This is a genomic window from Cryobacterium frigoriphilum, from assembly GCF_004403305.1.
Taxonomy (GTDB): domain Bacteria; phylum Actinomycetota; class Actinomycetes; order Actinomycetales; family Microbacteriaceae; genus Cryobacterium; species Cryobacterium frigoriphilum.
The window spans coordinates 1-22,129 of record NZ_SOHE01000087.1 but is presented as its reverse complement, the minus strand read 5'-3'; the positions used below and the strand labels follow the sequence as shown (position 1 = coordinate 22,129).

Sequence of the window (22,129 nt, the reverse complement as noted above, 5' to 3'; positions counted from 1 at the left end):
CGGACCGTGCGAGGCCGCCGCCTCGAGAACTCAGGCCCGGGTCGGCTGCGTACCATTCGACGGAGTTGAACGGACTCAGGGGGCTTCGGGGCCGGTTTTCACCCAAAAAGTGGTCAAGTTCCGTCGAATGGTACGCGGTGACGGATGCGCGGGGCGGGGTGGCGGGGCGGGGTGGCGGTTAGACGCCTGCCATGGCCAGGCCGCCGAAGATGGCGAGGATCAGCCCGCCGACGGCGATGCCGTAGTAGCCGATCCAGAGGCTGGTGGTCGCGAAGCCCCAGCCGCGGTCGTTGGTTTGCTTGATCTGGTTCAGCGCGATGTGACCGCAGATGACCGCGGGCAGAGAGATGGCGAGCAGCGAGAGTACAAACGCCACGACCGCGAGCACGTTCAGGTTGGGGCCGACCTTCACCTGGCCGGCCTCGATGGCCTTTTTGCGCATCAACAGGGTGAAGGTGATGCCGGCAATCGGAACGAGGATCAACAGGAAGCTGAGGATCACGAGGATGTGCCATCCGGCCAGATTGTTCAGCATGCGACTGCCTTTCAGTTGTTACTCGGTGAAATCACAGTGACAGGTGTATGGAGCGAGTGCAAATGCGGGGAGACGTGGTGGGGCGGGCTTGGTGGTTGCTGGGATGCTTCCGCGGTCTGAGGGTCGGCCCGCCTTGGTTTCGACCGGCGCGCTTTGCGCGCCGGCTCAACCAGCGGGAGGGAGCGAAGCGGGCGCCGAGGAGCGGCAGCGCGAGACGCGGGAGCGCGAGAAGGAGGGCGCGGCATCCGCTTGGTGAGACGCGGACTTCGCACCTTCACTGCCGGGACGAAGGCGCGAAGTCCGCGACTCAGCGGCGGGTTGGCCTGGGGGCGAAACGTTTGAGCGACAGGGCCGGGCGCTCGATCAGGAACCAGCTCGCGAGGGCGAAGGGAATCGTGGCGAGCACCGAGAGGGTCGCGAAGAGGGCCACGGGCATGGGCTCGCCGGTGTCGCTGGCCCAGAGGCCCTGGGTCGCGAGCAACAGGAGCTGTTGCACGGGGAATCCGTAGATGTAGAGGCCGTAGGAGATGTCGTTGCGGGCTCCGATGCGGTGCAGGGGCAGCACGGCGCCAAGGTAGAGCAGCAGGTAGGCCAGGGGGAAGGCGGCGAGGGGCTTGAAGTATCCCAGGGCGAGTACGAGAAGCACCACGCCGGCAGCGATGAGGGCGATGGGAGCGGAGGAGGGCATCCGTCGGCGAAAGAGGTAGAGCACGACGCCGGCGAAGAAGAAGGCGCCGAGGGCGAGCAGGTTGTCGGTGAAGCCGGCGGTGCGGCCGTCGGTGGTGAGCAGGGCGGCGAGGGTGAGGGCCGCGAAGAGGGCGACGGTGACGTGGGTGAAGAATCGGCGCGGGACGACGGATGCGAGAACTCCGAGCGCGAGGTAGCAGAGGGCCTCGAAGACCAGCGACCAGAGCGGGATGTTCCAGGTCGGGATGCGGGCGGTGAGGAGGGTTCCGTCGATGGACCACTGCGTGATGTGCAGGGAGAGGTTGGCGAAGACGTAGCTGGCGGCGCTCGGGTAGCTCGGGGCCGGAGTGTCGGTGGGAGCGAGGAGAGTGGAGAGCGGGGCGAAGATGACGGCGGTGACGATGAGAACGGTGAGAAAGGCGGGGTAGATGCGGAGGAAACGGCGGAAGAGGAACGCCGCGAGGGCATGTCGGCCCTCGAGGTCGGGTCGGGTCTCGAGGTCGGGTCGGGTCTCGAGGTCGGCCTGCGATGGTCTCGACACGCGCCCCAGGTGCGGGGGCGCTGCTCGACCAGCGGGAAATTTTCGTTGGTCGAGCCGGGCGCGCGCTTTCTGCGCCCGCGTCGAGACCACGGCGGGCCGGTCCTTGGAGCCGGGTTGTGGCTCAGTCTGGAGGTCGGCCTGCGATGGTCTCGACACGCGCCCCAAGTGCGGGGGCGCTGCTCGACCAGCGGGAGTCGCGGAGATCGCGGGAGTCGCGGAGAGGCGGCTGCGGGCTATGAGGTAGCCGGAGATGGCGAAAAAGCCGCACACCGCGAACATACCGATGTCGACACCCATGATGGCCGGCGGGTACCCGTAGCCGCCGATGATCCACGCGTGGGAGACGATGACGAGCACCGCCAACACCAGCCGCAGGGCGTTGAGCGAATTGCGCTTCGGGTCGAAGGCAGCATCGAGCGATGTCACGTGGTCCCCGTTCTGCAGCGCCGAGGCTTCAAGGCTAATGCGTGCGCGGGGGCTACGGGCGTTTCAGTCTGAGCACACCGATCAGGCCGAGAGCGAGCAGGCTGAGGCCGGCGGCGATCCAGACATAGAGCAACGGGCTCGTATACCCGCGCAGCCAGCCGGACGTCGAGGCCTGCACGCCGGTCTGCGCTCCGGCCGTCACGCCGGCCTGCGCGGCCGCGGCAGCGCTCGCTCCGACCGTGATCGTGGTGTTGGCGACGGTTTTCGAGCTCAAACCCTGCGCCGAGACGGCATACACTCCGGCGGCATCGTCGGGAAGTGTGACCGTGACGTCGGCCGCGCCCCGCGCATCCGCTGAAATGACGAGCGACACGCTCGCGGCGCGCAGGGCGGAGAGGGTGGCGCTGCCCGAGCCGACGACGGCGAAGGCGACGTCTTCGTGCGGGGTGAAGGCGGCGGCGGCGATGCTCACGCTCGAGGTGCCGCCGGCGGCGTCGTCGCCGCTGACGGCGATGTGCTCGGCGGTGACGACCTGGCGGGCGGCGGTGTCGGCCCCTGCCTGTGCGCCTGCCTGGGCGTCGGCCTGTGCGCCGGCCTGTGCGCCGGGAACGGATGCGTACCCGCCGACGATGATCGTGGCCGCTCCGACGGTGGCGGATGTCAGCCCGGTCGCGACGAGGGTGTAGCTGCCCGACGCGGTGGCCGGAAGGGTGACGTCGACCAAGAGGGAGCCGGCGGCATCCGTCGTCTTGGTCAGCGTGATCGTGCCGGCGCGGGCGGCCGCGAGGGTGGCGCGGCCGGCGCCGGTGAACGCGAGGGAAACCGGTTCGGCGGCGAGGAAAGATCCGGCGCCAAACGCGACCGTCACTGTTCCGGACGGGACGACCTGGCCGGTGACGGTGGTGGAGATCGGGGCGTCGGGCACGTAGGTGGCGGATGCGGCGGGGATGCTGAGCGGGCCGAGCGAGGCGAAAAGGGCGAGAGTGAGGGCCCAAACAGACTTGTTCATGTTTAGACCCCCGTCTCGTGCGGTGCTGTGGTTCTTAACGGGAACCGCGCCCGGCGCGGTGTTCGGCGCCGGGCGCGTCCCCGGCGTGATGCCGGTTCGTGCGGTACTGCTGCTGTGGTGCGGTCGAAATGTGATGCGGAATGCTGTGTGTGTTGCGTGGTGCTGGTGGTGCTGTGTTGTGCGGCTGACTACGCGGCGGCGACAGCGGATGCTGCCGAACGACGCTGCAGGCGAAGCACGGCGACCATGGCAACGCCGAGCAGGATGACGCCGACGGCGCCCCAGACGACGAGCAGCGGAGCGTTGAAGCCGGTGCCGGCGAGGGCATCGCCGGTGCTCGCGAGCAGGGCGCGGCCTGCGTCGGAGTCAGCGGCAACGGCCGTGACGGTCGCGACGCCGACGGTCGCTGCGCCGTTGAGCGTTCCGGTCGCGGTGACGGAGTAGTTGCCGGGGGCGCTGGCCGGTGCGGCAACGTTGACGGTGACGGCGCCGGTGCCGGTGGCGGTCTTCGCGATGGTCGCGGTGGCGGCCTTGAAGGTGCTGAGCACGGCGAGGCCGGGGCCGGTGACCGAGAAGTTGACGCTGGATCCAGCGTCGAAGGCGCCCGCGGCGAAGCCGGCGGTTGCGACCTCTCCGGCAATGACGGTGTCGCTGACCGTGCTGGTGCTCGGCACGTAGGTCGCGGCGTTAGCGGCGGTCGCGGCGGGAAGGATCAGGAACGCGGCGAGAACCGCAACGGACGCGGCTGCAAATTTTTTTTTCAGCATGACAAAGTCACCCCTCTGTAGGTCGAGCAATTTAAAAGGCCGACATTGGCATGCCACGATTGCGGCTATCTCTACGGTAGGGGAAAACCACAGGTCAGGTGTGGATTTTTCTACCCACGAACGGGGGGTTAAGGCGAATTGTGACCCCGACGGCGGGGGTCACGGCGGCTCGCTCGGGGTGTTTTTTCGTGCTGATCTGACCCCGGTTGCTGCCCGCGGGCGCGGCCCTGAGCATCCGTCACGTACCAAATTCTGTGTACCATTCGACGGAGTTTGGGGCCATTTCGATGGTTTTCAGCGTGTTTTAGTGGATTTTGGCAAGAATCTCCATCGAATGGTACGGCGGGGCCGGCCATGGAGCGCTCACGGAGGGCCCGCGCAGGCGGCATTCAGGGCGCTCTGTTAATCTGCGGCGGCCACTCACGGGGGGTACCGCGCGGTCACCAGAACTGGGTATAAAAACACTCTCATTTTGTGTTAACAGTGTGTGAACTGGTGTTTCCGGCGGCTTCGCTGCGTACCATTCGACGGAGTTTGCCCCCGAACAGGTCTGAAAACCGGGTGTGCGGGGCCATCCGTGGTCAAACTCCGTCGAATGGTACGGAGCCAGACGGAGGAACCGGCGGCGGCGAGCGGATGCGCCGGGCGGGCCCGCAGCATCCGTCGCCCGCCCCGTACCATTCGACGGTGTTTAGCCCCTAACGGCCCCAAAACTCCCGTTTCGAGGCCGTTAGGTGGTCGAACTCCGTCGAATGGTACGGGGCGGGCGGCCGGTGGTGCTGGTTAGTGTGCGGCGAGGGCGGTCGGGCGGCGGCGGGCGGCCGTCTGCACGAGCACCAGGGCCAGACCGAGCAGCAGCACGCCGGCGGCAGCCCAGACCAGAAGCGACGACACGGGGAAGCCGGTCGAGGCGAGCTCGCCGATCACGACGTCCTTCTGGGCGAAGCCCGAGGTGGCTCCGACGGCGGTCAGCGTGTATGAACCGGTCGCGTTCGCGGGAAGCGTGACCGTCACGGCGACGGAACCGGTGACATCCGCTGTCTTGGAGAAGGTGACGGTGGCCGCGCGCACGGCGGACAGAGTGGCGGTTCCCGAACCGGTGACCGTGAAGTTCACCTTTTCGAGGCTGAGGAAGCTGGTGGCCGGGTAGGTGACGGTGATCGGGCCGGTGACGGCGTTGCCGTTGAGGGTCGGGGTCTGAGCGGATGCGTCCGTGCCGCCGGTCTGGGCGAGGCCGTCGTTGCCGCCGGTCTGGGCGAGGCCGTCGTTGCCGTTGCCGGTGGTGGCGTCGGGTGCGACCGCGGTAACGGTCGCGATACCGACCGTGGCGGCGCCGTTCAGGACTCCGGTCGCGGTGACGGCGTAGTTGCCGGGAGCGCCAACGGGAGGCGTGACGGTGACAGTCACAGCTCCGGTTCCGGTGGCGGTCTTGGAGAGCGTTGCCGTCGCGGCGCGGAAGCTCGAGAGTACGGCCAGGCCCGGGCCGGTGACGGAGAAGCTGACGCTGCTGCCGGCGTCGAAGGATCCGGCGCTGAAGCCGGCGGTCGCGGCCTCGCCCGGAGCGACGGTGTCACTCGTGACCGAGGTCGACGGAACGTAGGTGGCGGCGGTCGCGGCGGATACCGGCACGACGGCGATCGCGGTCAGAACGGCGAGCACGGTGGCCGTGAGGCGACGCGTGCGGGTAGGTGTGCTGGTACTCATAGAGATTGTCCCCCGGATGTGATGTGTGGGCCCACCGAAACCGGCAGCCCCGTTTTATTTGCACATTTCGGATTCAGGTTAGTGGCGATACAGCGTTGACACCGACGACAGGTGCTCGAGTGCCGCAGGAAATGGGGGCAGCCGCCTCGAAGTGGGGGTGCGACACGACCGGGTTCGGTTCCGCCGGCGGACGGCACGAGAGCGTCGGGCAACGAAAGTCCGGGGCCGCGGCCGCTGCGTACCATTCGACGGAATTTGCACCAGAACCAGGCTGAAGACCCGCGTTTCGGGGCCTTTCACGGTCAAACTCCGTCGAATGGTACGCGGGAACCGGCCCTCCGGCCGGTAGCGGATGCGCCGGGTCAGGCCCGCGGCATCCGTTGCCCGCCCGCCGCGTACCATTCGACGGTATTGAACCCGAAACGGCCCGCAAACTCTCGTTTGCGGGCCGCTTCACGGTCAAACTCCGTCGAATGGTACCTACCGGACCGGGAGGCCGGTCGGACGGCGGCGGGCGGACCGGCGCACGAGCACGAGGGCCAGTCCGAGCAGCAGCACGCCGACTGCCGCCCACGGCACCAGGGGCGGCACGCTGAATCCCGACGAGGGGAGCTCACCGAGCACCACACTCTGCTGCGCGAAACCCGACGTGGCTCCGACGGCGGTCAGCGAGTAGGCTCCGGACGCGTTGGCGGGCAGGGCGACGGTCACGGAGACGGAACCGGCCGCATCCGCTGCCTTGAAGAAGGTGACGGTGGCGGCGCGCACGGCGGAGAGCACCGCGGCGCCCGATCCGGTCACCGTGAAATTCACGCGCTCACCAGGGAGAAAGCTGGTGGCCGGGTAAGTGACGGTGACCGGGCCGGTCACGGCGTTGCCGTTGAGCGTCGGGGTCTGGGCGGTCGCGGATGGCGCGCCGACCTGGGCCGGAACGCCGGGCAGCGCGGGTACCGCGGGCACGCCGGGCACGCCGGGCACGCCGGGCACGCCGGTATCCGGGACCACGGCGGTGAGGGTGGCGACTCCGACGATGCTGGCACCGTTCAGGGTGCCGACACCGGTGACCGTGTAGGCGCCGGCGGCGTCGAACGGAATCGTGACCGTCACGGCGACGGCACCGTCGGCGGTGGCCGACTTGGTCAGGCTGTTGGTGGCGGCGCGGAACACGGCGAGCTGGGCGAAGCCGGGGCCGGTGACGCTGAAGGTCACGCTGCTGTCGCCGTCGAAGGATCCGGGCGCGAATGCCACCGCGGCGGGCTCGCCGGGAGCGATCACGGCCGGAGCGGTGATCGAGGTGGTCGGCACGTACTCGACGGCGGCGGCGCCGGTTGTGACGGCGGCCGACCCGACGGTGAGCGCGGCCAGTATGGCGAACACGGTGGCGGCGCTGCGGCGCGCATGGACGGGCGTGCTGGTACTGATGGGCATGTGGTGGGGTCCCCTTGAATGTGGCGTCTGGGCTCCACCAGGGAGCTGTCGAATTGATCATTTTCTTGCCGAGTGCGCAATTTTGGCTTCAGGTTAGTGGCGACACGAAGTCGGTGGCAACGGGGGTTGCACTCCTAAAGGTGGGGTGAACAGGGTCGCCGGTCGGCCCCGAGACCGGATCAAGCGCACGGCATGGCTTCCGGTTTTCGAGAGCGGGCGGGCGGCGGATGTCGCGGGCCGGGCCGGCAGCATCCGTCGCGTACCATTCGACGGAGTTTGCACCCGAAACGGCCGCACAACTCGGGTTTGCGGCCGAAAGACGGTCGAACTCCGTCGAATGGTACGGGGCAGGCGGGGGGGCAGACTGCAGACAGCGGATGCCGGGTCCCAGCGCGCGGACCAGGCCCGGCGCGGCGCAGAGCGCCGGCAGGGCGGGCCGTGATCCGAGCCCGGGAGAGACACCACCGAGTTGAACATTGAGGTGAAGAATGTCCCGGTCAGTAGTGCCTTAAGTGTCACGGTACGCGCGTGGCGGCGGGACGTGCATCCCCCCTTCGGGGAGGCACGCGGGGAGGCACGCGGGGAGGCACACGTGGAGGGCGGGGCGCGCTAGCGCAGGGTGCCGTCGGGGGCGATGAGCAGCATCCGCTGTTCAAAGGCGTCAACGACGATCGTGGCGAGGTGTGGCCGTCCGGCCGGCAAGACGCGGGCGGTGAAGCGCCCCGAGGGCGTGGCGTCGAGCTCGGCGGCGACGATCCGGGCGACGGATTCGAGAGCCGCGGCGACCGCGTGCTGCTCGAGCGCGGCGTGCGCGGCGGACAGCGCCGTGCCGAAGGAGGCAGCACCCAAGGCGGCGGGCACCGGAGCCCCGGCGGCATCGCCGCGGTCGTCGATCAGGGAGACCTCGACTCCGCGTGCGCGAGCCGCCCTGGCGGCTTCGATGACGGGTTCGATGAAGAGGCAGCGTCCGCGCACGGCGTCGCGCAAGGTCGCCTCGACTAGGAGAAATTCGGCGCGGTCGTCGTCGCTGAACGGGCGGGATCCGGCGATGCGCTCGAGAACCGCTCTGGACAGCGCGTTGACGCGGGTGAATTGGGCCTCGCGTTCCTCGACGGCGGCGGTCAGGGTGGCTTCGGCGGCGGCCCGGCCGAGGTGTTCCCGGGTGATGCCGCCGAGGGCGCGCGCGTGGCGGCGCAGCTGCACGACGAAGAAGGATCCGGCGGCGAGCAGTCCGGCGTGGTGCACCAGCAGGGCCAGGCCGGCCCAGGAGGACAGGCCGCTCGTGATCGCCCAGATCTCCGAAATGACCACGAGCGCGACGTAGGTGGTCCAGGCCCAGACCGGTCGACCACGCCCGACCATGACGAGCAGAATCACGATGATGGCGCCGAGGTGCCAGAAGGCGGCGCTCGGCAGCGGTTCCTGCGGCGGCACGCGCAGAAACACGAGCACGGTCGTGAGGGTGCAGACCCCGAGAATGACCGCGGTGCGCGCGACGGGAAGCGGATCCCGCGCGGGTCGGGTGACCCAGACCGCCGCGAACGACACCATCACGAAGGAGGTCAGCTCGAGGGTCAGCGTGCGCCAAGAGTGCGCGTTCGACACCGCAAACATCAGGTGCAGCAGCACAAAGAAAATCAGCACCGCCCGGGTCATGGCGGTCGAGAGTCCGAGCAGGCCCGCAAAGGGACGGGCTGCGGATGCGTCGGGGCCGGGTTGCGCGGGTTGGGGCGCGGGGTCGGGGGCGGGCGGGGTCGGGGCGGGCGGGTTGAGTCGCGGAGAACGCACCTTCGTTGCGGCCACGAGGGTGGGAAGTCCGCGACTCAGCGCGGGCGCACCAAGGGCGGGCTGAGTCGGGGCGGGCGGGTTGAGTCGCGGAGAACGCACCTTCGTTGCGGCCACGAGGGTGGGAAGTCCGCGACTCAGCGCGAGCGCACCAGGTGCGGGAGGCACAGGAAGCGCGGGGGGCTCGGGGAGCGGGAGCGGGGCATCCGCTGCCTCGCTGAGAGAGTCCTCGCTGACACCTTCCTCGCCCACACTCCCCTCGCTGCCACTCCCCTCGCCCACGCCGGGGCAGACGGATGCGCCGGGGCCGGGCGTGTAGGCGAGCGCCACGGTCACCCCGCGGCCGGGGCGCGAGTTCACCGCCGCGTGACCGCCGGGCAGGGCCGTCATGCGCCCCAGGATGCTCTGGGCGATGCCGAGACGGCCCGCGGTGACCGCGCGCGGGTCGAACCCGACCCCGTCATCGTGGACGAAAAGCTGCACGCCGCCGCCCTCGGAGACCAGCACGACCCGGCGGGTGACCGGGCGGTTCTGCGGGCCGCCGGCGGAAGCCAGGGAGTTGCGCAGCGCCTCGCCGACGGCGCCGAGGAGGGCGGTGGCGGCATCCGTCGGCAGGGTGGCGGTGGCGGCGAGGTCGACCCGCAGCGTGGCGCCGGGCGCGAGGTCGGTGACGAGAACGACCAGTCGCACGCCGAATTCCGCGCCGGACACGGTGGCCGGGCCGGTCTGGTGGCGCAGGGCGTCGAGCTGGGCGAGGCTTGCCTGCGCCTGCCGGGAGATGGCCGCCCGCTCGGCGCGACCGAGCCCAGCGATCAGCAGGGTGGAGAGCACGCTGTCGTGCACGAGCGCGTCGATGGTGAGGCGTTCCCGTTTGCGTGCGATCTCGGCGGCGCGGCCGGTCTCGGTCTCGCGGGCGACGAGGGCAGCGCGGTCGATGCTGATCGCCCGCCGCCGGGTCGCCAGGGTCAGGCCGACGAAGATACTCATCAGCAGCAACAGGTACAGGCCGCTTTCGAGCCCGACGAGCACCGGCCGCGGGTCGTTGGTCGTGAAACCGCGCACGATGCCGCTCATCGTGCACGCGACGAGGGTGTACGTCCACGTGACGCTGCTGCGCGAGCCAATCGCCACGATCACGATGGCGATGCCGGCGAGCGAGAGAATCCACGGAATATCGTTCACGACCCCGAGCGGGGCGGCGCGCACGAGCATCCAGAAGCCGAGCACGAACATGTAGGTGCTCGCCTCGACGATCGCGAGCGTGCGCAAGAGCCGGAGCGGCGCGCGTTGGGCGAGCACGGCGACCATCACCGGGATACCCACCACCAGGATCCAGGCCGACACGGCGGCCACCATGTGCGGCCTGTGCACCTGTGCCAGGTAGGGCGGCACGCTCATCACGGCGAAAAACAGGCCGCCAATACCGATCGCCCGGTAGAGCAGTCGGGTGGTGCGCTCGCTCGCTCCGCCGGATTCGGCGATGCCGACGCTCAGCGGACGGCGGGGCGGGGCCTGCGGGGGCGGCTCGGGGGCATCCGTCGTCACGCCGATCAGGATGCTGCGAACGGGGGGCATGGCGGTCCTTGGCGTTGCGGCGGCGTGCCGTGCGGCGCCTCAGGCAGGACTGAGGCTTATCGTCAGGCTAGTGGGCCAGCGGGCACGCCGGTCACTGCAGCGTGCCGTCGGGGGCGATCACGAGCATCCGCTGTTCGACGTCGTCAATGTCGTCGATGACGATCGTGGCCAGGTAGGGCCGACCGGCCGGCAGCACGCGTGCGGTGAAGCTGCCCCGCATGGTGGCGTTGAGTTCGCCGGCCACGATGGCGGCGATGCTCGCGATTCGCGCGCGATGTGCCCGGTCAGACTGGGAATCGGAGCCGTGAGCGTCGTGACGGTCGTCGTCGTCGTCGTGAGCGTGGTCGTCGTCGTCGTCGTCGTGAGCGTGGTGAGCGTGGTGAGCGTCGTGAGCGTCGTGGTCGCCGTGGTCGTCGAGCAGTGACACCTCGACGCCGCGTATCCGCGCCGCCCGCGCCGCCGCAATCACGGGGTCAACGAAGAGGCAGCGCCCCCGAATCGCATCGCGCATCGTGGCCTCGACCAGCAGGCAATCGGCCCGCTCCGCATCCGTCAAGAGGATGCCGCGGGCCACGCGCTGCAGGGCCGGCCGGGCGAGGGTGTTCACGCGGGCCAGCTGCAGCGCACGCTCCCGGGTCGCGGCCGTGAGGGTCGCCTCCGCCGCGTCCGCCGCGGCGAGCTGCGCGGCGAGGCCGGTCAGAGCGCCCTCCATGCGGCCCAGCCCCAGCACCAGCAGGGTTCCGGCCACGAGAATGACGGCGTGGTGCACCATCGTCGGCAGCCCCGTCAGCGGGTCGAGCGCGTTCGCGAGGGCCCAGACCACGGTCGACCCGGCAAGGCCGAGGTAGCAGCTCCACGCCGCTTTCCACCGACCCCGCGCCACCAGGATCAGCAAAATCACGGTTACAGCACCGACATGCCAGAAAGCGGATGCCGTGACCTGCGTCGTGTCCGTTCTCGCGTACATGATGAGTGTCGCCGCGGCGCTGAGCAGCAGGATGCCGGCGGTGCGACCGCGCGAAAGCGGCTCGCGGGCGGGCGCGACCACGGCGACGGCCGCGGCCGCGATGAGCAGTGTGGACACGATTTCCAGCGGCACGCTGCGCGAGGTGTCGAGGGTCGTGAGGGTGAAGAGCCCGTGCAGGGCGATGAAGAGGGCGAGGATCAGCCGGGTCATGCGGCGGGAGAGGCCGAGGAGGTGGGTTGGGGCGGGGCCGGCCGGCGCGGCGGGCGCGCCGGTTTCGGGGGCGCTGGCGGGGGCATCCGTCCCGGAAAGGCCCGCGGGGGCGAGGCTCGGGGTCCAGGTGATCGCGATGACCGTGCCGGCGCCGGGGCGGCTGCGCACCGTCGCGAGGCCGCCGGGCACGCGTTCCAGGCGGCCGATGATGCTTTGCGTGATGCCGGCGCGCTCCGGGGCGATCGCGTCGGGGTCGAAACCGACGCCGTCGTCGCGCACCACGACCTTGATGCCACCGGCGGCCGCACGCACGGTCACGCTGCGCCGCACCGCCCGGCCTGCGCCGGCGGCGGCCCAGGCGACGGAGTTGCGCAGCGCCTCGCCGACCGCGCCCAGAATCGCGGTGGCTGCTTCGGCGGGCAGCGCGCCGCCGCCGGGCGGCTCCGCGTTGAGCTCACAGTGCAGCTGCGCGTCTGGCGCTGTCTGCCCGATCAGGTTGTCGAGTCGCCGCACCAGCACGGCCTGCGTCACCGCGGGCCGTGTCGGCCGCCGCTCCGGATCACGCAGCACCTGCAGCTGATCGAGGCTCGCGGTGGCCTGCCGCGCGATGACCGCGGGCTCGGCGCTGCCGAGGCCGGCAATGAGCAGCGTCGACAGCACGCTGTCGTGCACGAGGGCGTCGACGGTGAGCCGCTCGCGGCGGCGCGCGAGGTGGGCGGCGCGGTCAGCCTGGGCCAGTCGCGCCACCCGTTCGGTCTCATCGACGGATGCCGCACTCCGCCGGGTTCCGAGCGCCAGAGCAACAAAAATGCTGATGATGAGCAGGGAGTACAGAAGATCCTGAAACCCGACCAGCAGCGGTCGGTCGTCGTTCGTCGTCAACCCGCGCGTGATACCGGCCAGCAGGCAGACGCTCAGGCTGTAGGTCCAGGCCACCCGACCGCTCGAACACATCGCGACGGCGATGGCCGTGACGCCGCTGAGGTGGAGGATCCACGGGATGTCGTGCCCCGCCGGCAACGGATCCGCCCGCAGCAGCACCCAGAGGAAGAGCACCAGCACGTAGCAGGCGGCGCCCACGAGGATGAGTGCCCGCAGTACGCGCAGCGGGGCCCGCGTGGCCAGCACCCCGACCGATACCGGCAGCCCGACCACGAGCAGCCAGGCGAGCACCGAGGCGCCGAAGTACGGCTGGGTCAGCGGCTGGATCAGCGGGACTTGCGCCGAGAAGGGTTCGAGGGCGAGCAGCCCGGCCGACAGCGCCGCGACTCCGAGCACCCGGTAGAACAGCCGCGTCACACGCTCGCTCGCCGGAAAACGGGTTGCGGGCGGGGAGGACAGGGGTGACCCGCCGACCGGGCCGGCCGGATCATCCGCTGCCTGATATCGACGCGGGGGCACGCTATGTGCCGGGAACGGGCAGGATTCCGTCTTCGATCGCCCGCTTATAGAGGTCGATTTTGGTGCTCGCCGGGCGGCCGACACGCTCGTACTTGCTGCGCACACGACGGATGTAGTCGATCACCGTGGCCTCGGATATTCCGGTGCGCGACGCCACCAGCGGGGCCTTCGCGCCCGCCGCATAGAGGCTGAGCACCTCGCGCTCGCGCGGGCTCAGGGCGGCATCGGCGAGGTCGGGGTCGCTGTCGAGCGCGGCCGCCCACTCGGTGGAGGCGATCGTCTCCCCCGCGGCGGCCCGGGTGACGGCGTCGAGCAGCACGCTCGCGGGCTCGGATTTGCGCACCACGCCGAGCACTCCGGCGCGGGCGGCGGCACGCATCAGGTTCGCGTCGTCACCGCCGGTGAAGGCGAGCACCGCCGCGCCGCGCTGCCGCAGCCGCTCGACGTTCTGCGTCACCGTGGAATTGTCGGCGAGCCGCAGGTCGAGAAAGACCAGGTCGATTCGATGCGCCGGGTCGATCGCGGCAAGCAACTCGTCGACGGTGGGCACGGTCGCGATGACGTGCACGGCGGGGAGGGTGGCGAAGAGGCCGGCGAACCCGCGGGCGACGATCTCGTGATCATCGATCAGGGCGACTCGAAAACGGTACATGGTGTGTCCTTGGCGTTTCGGGGCGGGCTTGTGGGTCTGTGGTGCTGTGCGGTCTGGGTGCTGTGCGGTCTCGGTGCTGTGCGGTCTGGGTCTCAATGTCGAGGCCCCCGGCGGGGCGCCGTCAGAAGTGACGGCTGGTGTGCCTGTTTGTGCAGTGTCTAAAGTCGAGACGGGGAACAAACCGGGGGGTTTGTGAGGCAGTCGGGCCGCGTGTGATGTGTCGGCCCGGCTGCCTCCCAGATGACGCTTATCGTCAGGCTAGCGGGCGCCGGGTGCACCGAGTGACAGTGCCACCCGGTTGGGGGTGCTCGTACCATTCGACGGAGTTTGGTGTCTAAAACCCGTGAAACCGTGCTTCTGGGGCAGCTGGCGAGTCAAACTCCGTCGAATGGTACGCGCTGCAAACAGGTGCCGCCGTCGCGACCGGCGCGACCAGGCGACGGATGCCGCGGGGCCGACCCGGGGCATCCGTCGCCGCCGCCCACGAGGCCGGCCAGCTGTACCATTCGACGGAGTTCAGCGTGCAAAAGCCGTGAAACCGGGCTTGTGGGGCAGAAACCGGGTCACACTCCGTCGAATGGTACGCGGGGCAGCGGATGCCGCGGGCGTGGGTCAGGCGCGACGGCGGTTGTTCAGCACGCCGTCGCTCTCTTCGAGGTAGCACGAGCCGCAGAGCGACTCGTAGGTGACCTCGGCGCCATCGATGGCGACCTGGTCGCCATCGAAGACGTAGACGCCGTCGACCTTGCGCCCGTTGAAGACGGCCTTGCGGCCGCAGCGGCAGATGGTCTTGAGCTCCTCGAGGCTGTGCGCGACCTCGAGCAGGCGACGACTGCCGGGAAACGCGACGGTCTGAAAGTCGGTGCGAATTCCATAGGCGAGCACCGGCACATTCTCCAGAATCGCGATGCGCAACAGGTCGTCGACCTGGGTTTCGGTGAGAAACTGGGCCTCGTCGAGCAGCAGCGCGCTGACATCGCGGTGGCTGGCGGCGAGAACGGCGGCGCGATGTTCCTGAAAGAGCAGCAGGGCATCCGTCGTCGGAGTGAGCAGAAAATCGACCGCCCGGGTGACGCCGAGACGCGAGAGGATGCCCCGATCACCCTTGGTATCGACGCTCGGCTTGGCGAGCAGCACGTGGTGGCCGCGTTCCTCGTAGTTGTAGGCGGCCTGCAGCATCGAGGTGCTTTTGCCACTGTTCATGGCGCCGTAGCGAAAATACAGTTTCGCCATGCGGCGGGTCTCCAGAAGGTCAGTGGCGGGAGTGTCAGTGGCGGGTCGTATGGTCGTGTCGTTCGTACGTGATCGTCAGCAGCGGATGCCGGTGCTGTACGTGAACCCGCCCAAAGACTACCCCGAGCACCGAGCGGTAGGGGCGCAACATCCGATGCAGTGAGCGAGAGGAGAGGGCAAAACCGGCTTCGATGCTGATCGCGTCGCGGTCGAGACGCACGACCAGGCTGCCCGGGTCGAAGCCGGTGCGGGCGCACAGTGCGCCGATCAGCGCGGCGGTCACGACGCGCTCCTCCGCCGTGAAGTCGGGGGCGAGTGCTTCGGGATCCGCGACGACGAGCAGCGGCGTGAGTCCGCGGGTGACGAGGTCGGTACGTTCGCGGGCGACGACTAAGTCGAGCCAGGTGCTGTCAACGTGTGCGCCGAAAATACGGCGGGTTTCGTGGGCGAGTTCCTGCGCGCGCGCGCCGTCGGCAGCGTCCACGGTGCCGCGCTCGAGCACGGAGGTCAGAAAGGGCAGCACGTCGGCGCCCAGCGTGCCGATGCGCTGGTCGATCACGGATTGGGCGATGAGGTCACGGGATTCCGCGGTACGGGCACGCGTCGCCCGGCGGGATTCGACCTGCCATTCGCGAATGGAGCGCACCATCTGCCGAGAGTAGGCGGCGCCAGCCAGCGCCGGGGCGAGCAATTGGGTGAGGGCAACGACGGCGAAAACCGCCGCGGGTTTGACAGCGTCGAGGGTGCTGGCCTGCAGCACGACGACCGCACCGACGAGCACGGCCGCGACCAGGGCGGCGGTGAGAATCTCCCGCCACGGCCGGAACGGGCCGAGTGCGAGCAGCAGCAAGCCCACGCTGATCGGGGCGAAATCGTCCTGGACCAGCAGATTTTGGCCCCACATGGAGGCCTGCTCGAGCAGAAATGCGGCGCTGCCGAGGGCGACGATCATGACGGTCGCGACCAGGCTCAGCGGGGCGCGCTCGGGTCGTGCGGCGACGAGCAGGGTGGCCGCGGCGGCGGCGATGCAGAGCAGGGCGAGTGCTCCGAGAAAGGGGGTGTGGGTCTCGTCGGACTGGAACACTGTCGCGATCACCGCGTAGACGATGACGACGGATGCCACGATCGGCGCGATCAGCCAGGCCGCGAGGCCGCCGAGCGGGTCGAGACGTTGCTGGGTCGCGGCCAGCGTGTGGGTGGTGGGGGCGGCATGGGTGGGAGCCGTCGATGTGGTGCGACCGCGGGCTGTGCGTGCGCTGCCTGCGCGAGAGCGCGCGCTCGTGTGAGCTCCGGACGTCGAGGTGGTGCGGGGGCGGCTCATGGAGACACCGTGCCGGCGGCGGGAGCCGGGGTGGCTGCAGAAGCGGGAAACGGTAGCTGAGACGGCCTGACGATCCGAATGCCAGAGGTCGGCGCGTCGGCGTTGGCCGGCCAGTCGATGCGGTGGGCGGGAATGTCGGAGGCGAGCGGTACCGTCAGCAACACGGAGGTTCCCGCTCCGGGACGAGTCCAGATTTCCACGGATCCGCCCAGCCGTTCGATGCGTCGCCGCACCGACTGGCGCAATCCGAGCCGATCGCTGGCCGACTCGGACTCGGTGAAGCCCCGGCCGGCATCCGTCACCATGAGAGAAAGGGTGGAAGCAAGCCGGTCGGCGTCGATCTGTACGTCGGCCGAGACGATGCCGGCGTGCAGGATGACGTTGACGAGGCACTGTTGCACGGCGAGGCCGAGCTCGCGATCGGTCGCGCTGTCGAGGCCTTTGAGCGCGGCGCGGTCACCGGCGACGGTGACGACGAGGCCTCGGTCGCGGCAGTGGTCCACTGCTCGGTAGACGCTGCTCGCGAGCCAGTCGATGCGATCCGGCGCCGTGCCGGGCGCGGCCGCACGGCTGGCGCGGGTGTCGACATCCGTCAGCCAGTTCGTTTCGGTGAGCGTGTGCATGGTGCTGCGGATGCTCGCCAACAGGTGCGGTGGAACCGGCCCGGGCCTGGCCCGGGCGAGGGCGACGAGGGCGCTGACCGTGGTGTCGTTGAGCAGGGCGATGGCGCGGTTGTCGAGGTCAGCGCGCAGTGTGCGGGTGGCGTCGTCCTGCACGGCTCGGTGCAGCGACAGCTGGGCGGCGCTCACGGCGCCACGACGAGACACCCCCGACATGAGGAGGATACCCACGAGCAACAGGTAGGCGGAGATGGTGAACCAGTCGGCCCGGTACGGCACGGGGGTCTGGGCGATGGCGGCAGCGGTCGCTGCTTCGGCGAGCACAAAACCGGCGGTACTCCAGAGCACACCGGTGAAGGTGGCGGATCCGACCCCGCCCACCATCACGAGGGCGAGCTTCGGCAGCGCCAGCAGGAACAGGTCGGTGGTCGGGAACACCGCCGACACTCCGAGCGCGTGCAGCGTGTAGAAGTAGGAGGCGGCGGTGCCCGCCGCGAGATAGGCGAGCGTCAGCGGCAGCGTGCGGTACTTGGCGAGTGCCACCAGCAGCACGGCCATGGCGACCATGACGAGGGAGGTGAGCCAGAGTTCCGGGGCGATTCCGGTCGCGCTGAGGATGCTGACCGTGAGTACGGCGGCGGCCAGGCAGGTGAGTCCGAACCAGTGGGAGGCGCGAGCGAGGGCGCGGCTAAGCGTGGACTGGACCAAATGGCCCGGCAGGCCGAGAGTCATGGGCGTTCCCCCTATGCCTTTGAGTATCCCACTTGCCGAGCCGCCGCGCGGCCACGGTCTGTCCCCCTACACTCGCCGCATCCCCGTCCGACGTGCGGGTCTTCGTACCGTTCGACGGAGTTCGACGGTAAAGACCGTGTATTTGAGGCCTGACAGAAGTTTTCAGGGTCCAACTCCGTCGAATGGTACGGGCGGATGCCGCGGGCCGGCTCACCGATCCCTCCACAGGTACCGGGGTCGTTCCGAGTTGTCCACTTCGGGCACGTCAGCCGGCACAGCGAACCGAGACGGTGTGATGCTCACCGACATGAGCTCACTAACGGAGAGTATTTTCACCCACGGAGTGTTCGTGAAACGAGCAGCCTTGCTCCGGCTCGGCCATTCTCGCCGGCACATCGCCTACGCCGTCGCGGTCGGCGCCATCCTTCGCGTGCGCAAAGGCTGGTACACACTCCCCGGCACGCCCATCGCTGCCATCGAAGCGTTCCGGATCGGCGGTCGTCTTACGGGGCTCAGCGCCTTCGCAACCTACGGATTCTGGACGCCGAGCACGTCCCAACTACACGTGACCGTGCCTCACGACGCCCGCGCCCTGCGACGCCCCCGCGACATGCACACCCGGCTCGGCCCCCTCGACCGCCAACACTGCACCATCACCTGGAACGACCAGCGAACGGCGCGCGATACAGACTGCCGGTGGCGAACATCCGTCATCGATGCACTCGTGCACATTCTCAAGCACGAGGGCCGGGTCTCGTCGATCGTGTGCCTCGACGCCGCGCTGAACGCTGCACTGCACGGTCGACCGGGCATCGACGAAGACGACCTCGATGTGATTTTCGCCCGCGCACCGCTCGCCGCGCAGCCCTGGCGGGCCGAGTTGGACGGTCGATCGGGCGCCGGCGGCGAGACGGAATTCCGATTGTTCTGCACGGATGCCGGCATTCCGTTTGTGCCGCAGCCCTACGTTGAGGGCGTGGGATACCTTGACGGGCAGATCGCCCCGCACACCTTCGTCGAAATCGACGGCAAGTCGATACACGCCAACTCGGAGGCGCGCGAGGTCGACACGTATCGGGATGCCGTGGTCGTCAGCCGACACGGAAGCGTGATCCGAGTGACCTACGAGATGTACCGCACCCGGTGGTCGCTCGTTCTGGCAACCATGATGTGCGCGATCGAAGACGACTGGAAACTCGGTGCGCCATCCCAATTTCCGCCGTTCCCCTGGCGGCCCTCCACACCGCCGAAGCCACACCGAGGGCGCTCCGCCCGACGGCCTGGGCGCGGCCCGCAGCCGACCGCGTGAGGCATCCGTCGGCGCGCTCGACGGGCTCGGCACGTTCGGCGCCCCGTACCATTCGACGGTGTTTGACCACTAGATCACCGGCGTGAAACCACCGGTTTTCGGGCCGAATACCGTCGAATGGTACGCCGCTCGACGGGCAACGGCACGAGGGCCGGGCCGGGTCAGAACCGGGCCCGGTCAGAACAGGGTCGGGGTGAGGCTCGCCGGCAGCTCGGCGGCCAGCAGCGGATCGAGCGAGAGCGCCCGCGAGCGGATGCCGCCGGTCGCCGGATCCTCGCGGCCGCGCTCCAGTCCGTGCGCGCGGATCAGCGGCAGAATCCGCGCCGCGAGCCAGGTGCGGTACTCCTTCGCGGCATAAGTCCCGCCCGAGAACAGCGACCGATACTGCGGGAGGAGTGAAGGATATTCACGCCCCAACCAGCTCAAATACCAATCTTTGACGGCGGGGCGCAGGTTCAGCGGGGCGTAGAGCACGCTGGTGGCGCCGGCATCCGCTGCCCGGCGCAGCGCTTCATCGAGGTGCGCCTTGGTGTCGGTGAGAAAGGGCAAAATCGGCATCAGAAAGACCGCGCAGTCGAGGCCACGCTCACGCACAGCGGTGACGGTCGCGAGGCGCGCGGCGGTCGACGGGGTGCCGGGCTCGAGGGATTGCTGCAGCTCGTCGTCATAGATCGCGATCGACATGGCAAGGTCGACGGGCACGGCCCGATTCGCCTCGGCGAGCAGGTCAAGGTCGCGGCGCAGCAGCGTGCCCTTGGTCAAAATTGAGAACGGAGTGCGGCTCTCGGCGAGGGCGGCGATGATGCCAGGCATCAGCCGGTAGCGTCCCTCGGCCCGCTGATACGGATCGGTATTACTGCCGAGGGCCACCGGATGCCGCCCCCAGGTTGGTTTCGCAAGTTCTTTTCGCAGCACCTCGGCCACGTTCACCTTGACGATAATTTCGCTGTCGAAGTCCTTGCCGGTGTCGAGTCCAAGGTACTCGTGGGTGGTGCGGGCGAAGCAGTAGACGCAGGCGTGGGAGCATCCGCGGTACGGATTGATCGTGTAACCGAACGGCATCGCGCTCTGACCGGGGACTTTGTTCAGGCTCGACTTGGCGAGGATCTCATGAAACGTGATTCCAGCGAATTCGGGAGTCTGCACGCTGCGCACGAGATTGTTCAGGCGGGCGAGTCCCGGCAGGGCGGATGGCTGCTCCGCCTGTAGTTTCTGACCGCTCCACCGCATGCCTCTAGTCGAACACATGTTCGTGTCCGACGCAAGTGGCTGCCTGGTTTTCTCGTCGGCGCCGGTTATCCGCCAGCTGCGGCTGCCCCGGGCCCCGCCCAACCGGGCCCAGCCCAGCCGGACCGCGTACCATTCGACGGAGTTCGGCCCGCTTTAGACCGGTTTTCGGGCAGAAACCGGGCATTCGACGTCAAACACCGTCGAATGGTACAGAGACGGCACGACCGGAGGCCGCGGCAGCGGGCTAGACGGCGGCCGGGACCGGGTTGGTCAGGTTCAGGGCGGCGGCGGTCGCGGCGAGCGAGGCAGCAGCCGCAGCCGGGTCGGCGTTCAACTTGGTGCCGTAGCTCGGAATCATCGCACGGATTCGCGGCTTCCAACCTTCGATCTGCTCCGGGAAGCAGCGGGCGAGCAGGTCGACCATGATCGGCGCGGCCGTCGAGGCGCCCGGCGAGGCACCGAGCAGTCCGGCGAGGGATCCGTCGCTCGACGTAATGACCTCGGTTCCCATCTGCAGCACGCCGCCCTTGGCGGCATCCTTCTTCATGACCTGCACGCGCTGGCCGGCGGTGATGAGCTCCCAGTCCTCCATTTTGGCGGTCGGGACGAACTCCTGCAGCGCCTTCAGCTTCGCGGTTCGCGAGGCGAAAACCTCTCCGATCAAGTACTTCATCAGGTCGAAGTTGTGGCGGGCTACGGCGAGCATCGGGCCGATGTTGTGCAGGCGAATCGAGAACGGGAGGTCGAACCAGGTGCTGGTCTTCAGGAATTTCGGGCTGAAGCCGGCGTACGGGCCGAAGAGCAGCGACATTTCGCCGTCGACGACGCGGGTGTCGAGGTGCGGCACCGACATCGGCGGGGCGCCGACGGCGGCCTTGCCGTAGACCTTGGCCTGGTGCTGGGCGACGAGCTTAGGGTTCGTGGTGCGCAGGAACTGTCCGCTGATCGGGAACCCGCCGAAGCCCTCCACCTCGGGGATGCCGCTCTGCTGCAGCAGCGCGAGGCCACCGCCGCCGGCCCCGACGAACACGAAGCGGGCGTTGACGGTCGTGCGCGCCTGCCCGACGTGGTTGAGCAGCTTGACGCGCCACGTGGCATCCGTCTGCTTCTTCAGGCCTGTGACCTGGGTATTTAAGTGGATGCCGACCCCCTGCGTGACGAGGTTGTCGAACATGTAACGGGTGAGCGCGCCGAAGTCGACGTCGGTGCCGCTCTCGATGCGGGTGGCCGCGATCTTCGCTCCGGCCTTGCGCTTCTTGGTCAGCAGCGGGGTCCAGCGGCCGATGGTCTCGGCGTCGTCGCTGAACTCCATGCCTGCGAAGAGCGGCTGGTCGGCGAGCACCGCGTGGCGGCGGCGCAGGTAGTCAACGTTGGCCTTGCCGTGCACGAAGGTCATGTGCGGGGTGGAGTTGATGAAGTTCGTCGGCTCGGGCAGCGCGCCGATGGTCACGAGGTGGGCCCACAGCTGGCGGCTGATCTGGAACTGCTCGTTGATGCTGACGGCCTTGTCAGCGGTGAGGGACCCGTCGGCTGCCTCGGGCATGTAGTTCAGCTCGCAGAGTGCCGCGTGGCCGGTGCCGGCGTTGTTCCACGGGTTCGAGCTCTCCTGGGCGAGTTCACCGAGCCGCTCGTAGACCTCGATGCGCCAGTCGGGCTGCAGCTCCTTCAGGAGCGTGCCGAGGGTGGCACTCATGATGCCGCCTCCAATGAGAACGACGTCTACAGGCTGTGTATTCACATCCTTCACCCTAGCGCGGCCCGGGGTGTCACGGCACCGAACTGGGCCGACTGGGGTAAGCCCGCGGGGTCGGCGACGGTTCGGCGGCGGTTCGGCGGCCCCGTACCATTCGACGGTGTTGAGGGCGCGACTGATCGGATTCAGCCGAAAACGGCCGCACAACGGGGTCAACTCCGTCGAATGGTACGGCGGCGGGTACGGGGGCGGGGACGGGACGGGGTCAGCCGGCGCGGCCGGCGCGGGCGGCGCGGCCGGCGCG

The 22,129-nt window shown here is 69.0% G+C and carries 15 protein-coding genes; 1 reads left to right on the top strand and 14 read right to left on the bottom strand.

Annotation, left to right across the window (positions count from 1 at the left end):
* Positions 1–178: 178 nt before the first annotated feature.
* The 12 genes from E3T55_RS18995 to E3T55_RS18930 all read right to left on the bottom strand — a co-directional run bounded on the left by E3T55_RS18995 (position 179) and on the right by E3T55_RS18930 (position 17,593).
* Positions 179–535 (bottom strand): DUF4190 domain-containing protein, encoded by a 357-nt coding sequence (locus E3T55_RS18995; protein ID WP_134521106.1) that lies wholly within the window; start codon positions 533–535, stop codon positions 179–181.
* Positions 536–842: 307 nt separating this feature from the next.
* Positions 843–2,189, bottom strand: coding sequence for an acyltransferase family protein (locus tag E3T55_RS18990; RefSeq protein WP_134521105.1), 1,347 nt, complete (start codon positions 2,187–2,189; stop codon positions 843–845).
* A 52-nt stretch (positions 2,190–2,241) separates the two neighbouring features.
* Positions 2,242–3,198: a hypothetical protein gene (locus E3T55_RS18985; protein ID WP_134521104.1), complete on the bottom strand. Its 957-nt coding sequence runs from the start codon at positions 3,196–3,198 to the stop codon at positions 2,242–2,244.
* A gap of 188 nt (positions 3,199–3,386) precedes the next feature.
* Positions 3,387–3,965, bottom strand: a complete 579-nt coding sequence (locus E3T55_RS18980; protein ID WP_134521103.1) for a hypothetical protein — start codon at positions 3,963–3,965, stop codon at positions 3,387–3,389.
* A gap of 783 nt (positions 3,966–4,748) precedes the next feature.
* On the bottom strand, positions 4,749–5,669 hold the full coding sequence (locus tag E3T55_RS18975) for a hypothetical protein (RefSeq protein WP_134521102.1): 921 nt from the start codon (positions 5,667–5,669) through the stop codon (positions 4,749–4,751).
* 480 nt (positions 5,670–6,149) lie between these two features.
* Positions 6,150–7,097 carry a hypothetical protein gene (locus tag E3T55_RS20405; RefSeq protein WP_166791844.1) on the bottom strand — a complete coding sequence of 316 codons (948 nt, stop codon included), beginning with the start codon at positions 7,095–7,097 and terminating at the stop codon, positions 6,150–6,152.
* Positions 7,098–7,706: 609 nt separating this feature from the next.
* Positions 7,707–10,457, bottom strand: a complete 2,751-nt coding sequence (locus tag E3T55_RS18955; protein ID WP_134521099.1) for an ATP-binding protein — start codon at positions 10,455–10,457, stop codon at positions 7,707–7,709.
* 91 nt (positions 10,458–10,548) lie between these two features.
* Complete coding sequence (locus E3T55_RS20400) at positions 10,549–13,035, bottom strand: sensor histidine kinase (RefSeq protein ID WP_166791843.1); 2,487 nt, start codon at positions 13,033–13,035, stop codon at positions 10,549–10,551.
* A 1-nt stretch (position 13,036) separates the two neighbouring features.
* Positions 13,037–13,687, bottom strand: a complete 651-nt coding sequence (locus tag E3T55_RS18945) for a response regulator (RefSeq protein ID WP_134521098.1) — start codon at positions 13,685–13,687, stop codon at positions 13,037–13,039.
* Positions 13,688–14,299: 612 nt separating this feature from the next.
* On the bottom strand, positions 14,300–14,920 hold the full coding sequence (locus tag E3T55_RS18940) for a thymidine kinase (protein ID WP_134521097.1): 621 nt from the start codon (positions 14,918–14,920) through the stop codon (positions 14,300–14,302).
* A 34-nt stretch (positions 14,921–14,954) separates the two neighbouring features.
* Entirely contained in the window at positions 14,955–16,241 is a 1,287-nt protein-coding gene (locus E3T55_RS18935; protein WP_134521096.1) for a hypothetical protein, read from the bottom strand.
* Positions 16,238–17,593, bottom strand: a complete 1,356-nt coding sequence (locus E3T55_RS18930; protein ID WP_134521095.1) for a sensor histidine kinase — start codon at positions 17,591–17,593, stop codon at positions 16,238–16,240. Before E3T55_RS18930 ends, E3T55_RS18935 begins: the two co-directional genes overlap by 4 nt.
* 349 nt (positions 17,594–17,942) lie before the next feature.
* On the opposite strand from E3T55_RS18930, the gene E3T55_RS18925 reads away from it, so the two are divergent.
* Positions 17,943–18,902: a hypothetical protein gene (locus tag E3T55_RS18925; RefSeq protein WP_134521094.1), complete on the top strand. Its 960-nt coding sequence runs from the start codon at positions 17,943–17,945 to the stop codon at positions 18,900–18,902.
* 177 nt (positions 18,903–19,079) lie between these two features.
* On the opposite strand, the gene E3T55_RS18920 is transcribed toward E3T55_RS18925, so the two are convergent.
* A complete protein-coding gene (locus E3T55_RS18920) occupies positions 19,080–20,132 on the bottom strand; it encodes an Rv2578c family radical SAM protein (RefSeq protein WP_134521093.1) in 1,053 nt (350 codons plus the stop codon).
* A 244-nt stretch (positions 20,133–20,376) separates the two neighbouring features.
* The gene (locus E3T55_RS18915) at positions 20,377–21,825 is read right to left on the bottom strand and encodes a malate:quinone oxidoreductase (RefSeq protein ID WP_241993154.1); all 1,449 of its coding nucleotides are present in this window, start codon (positions 21,823–21,825) and stop codon (positions 20,377–20,379) included.
* Positions 21,826–22,129: the final 304 nt, after the last annotated feature.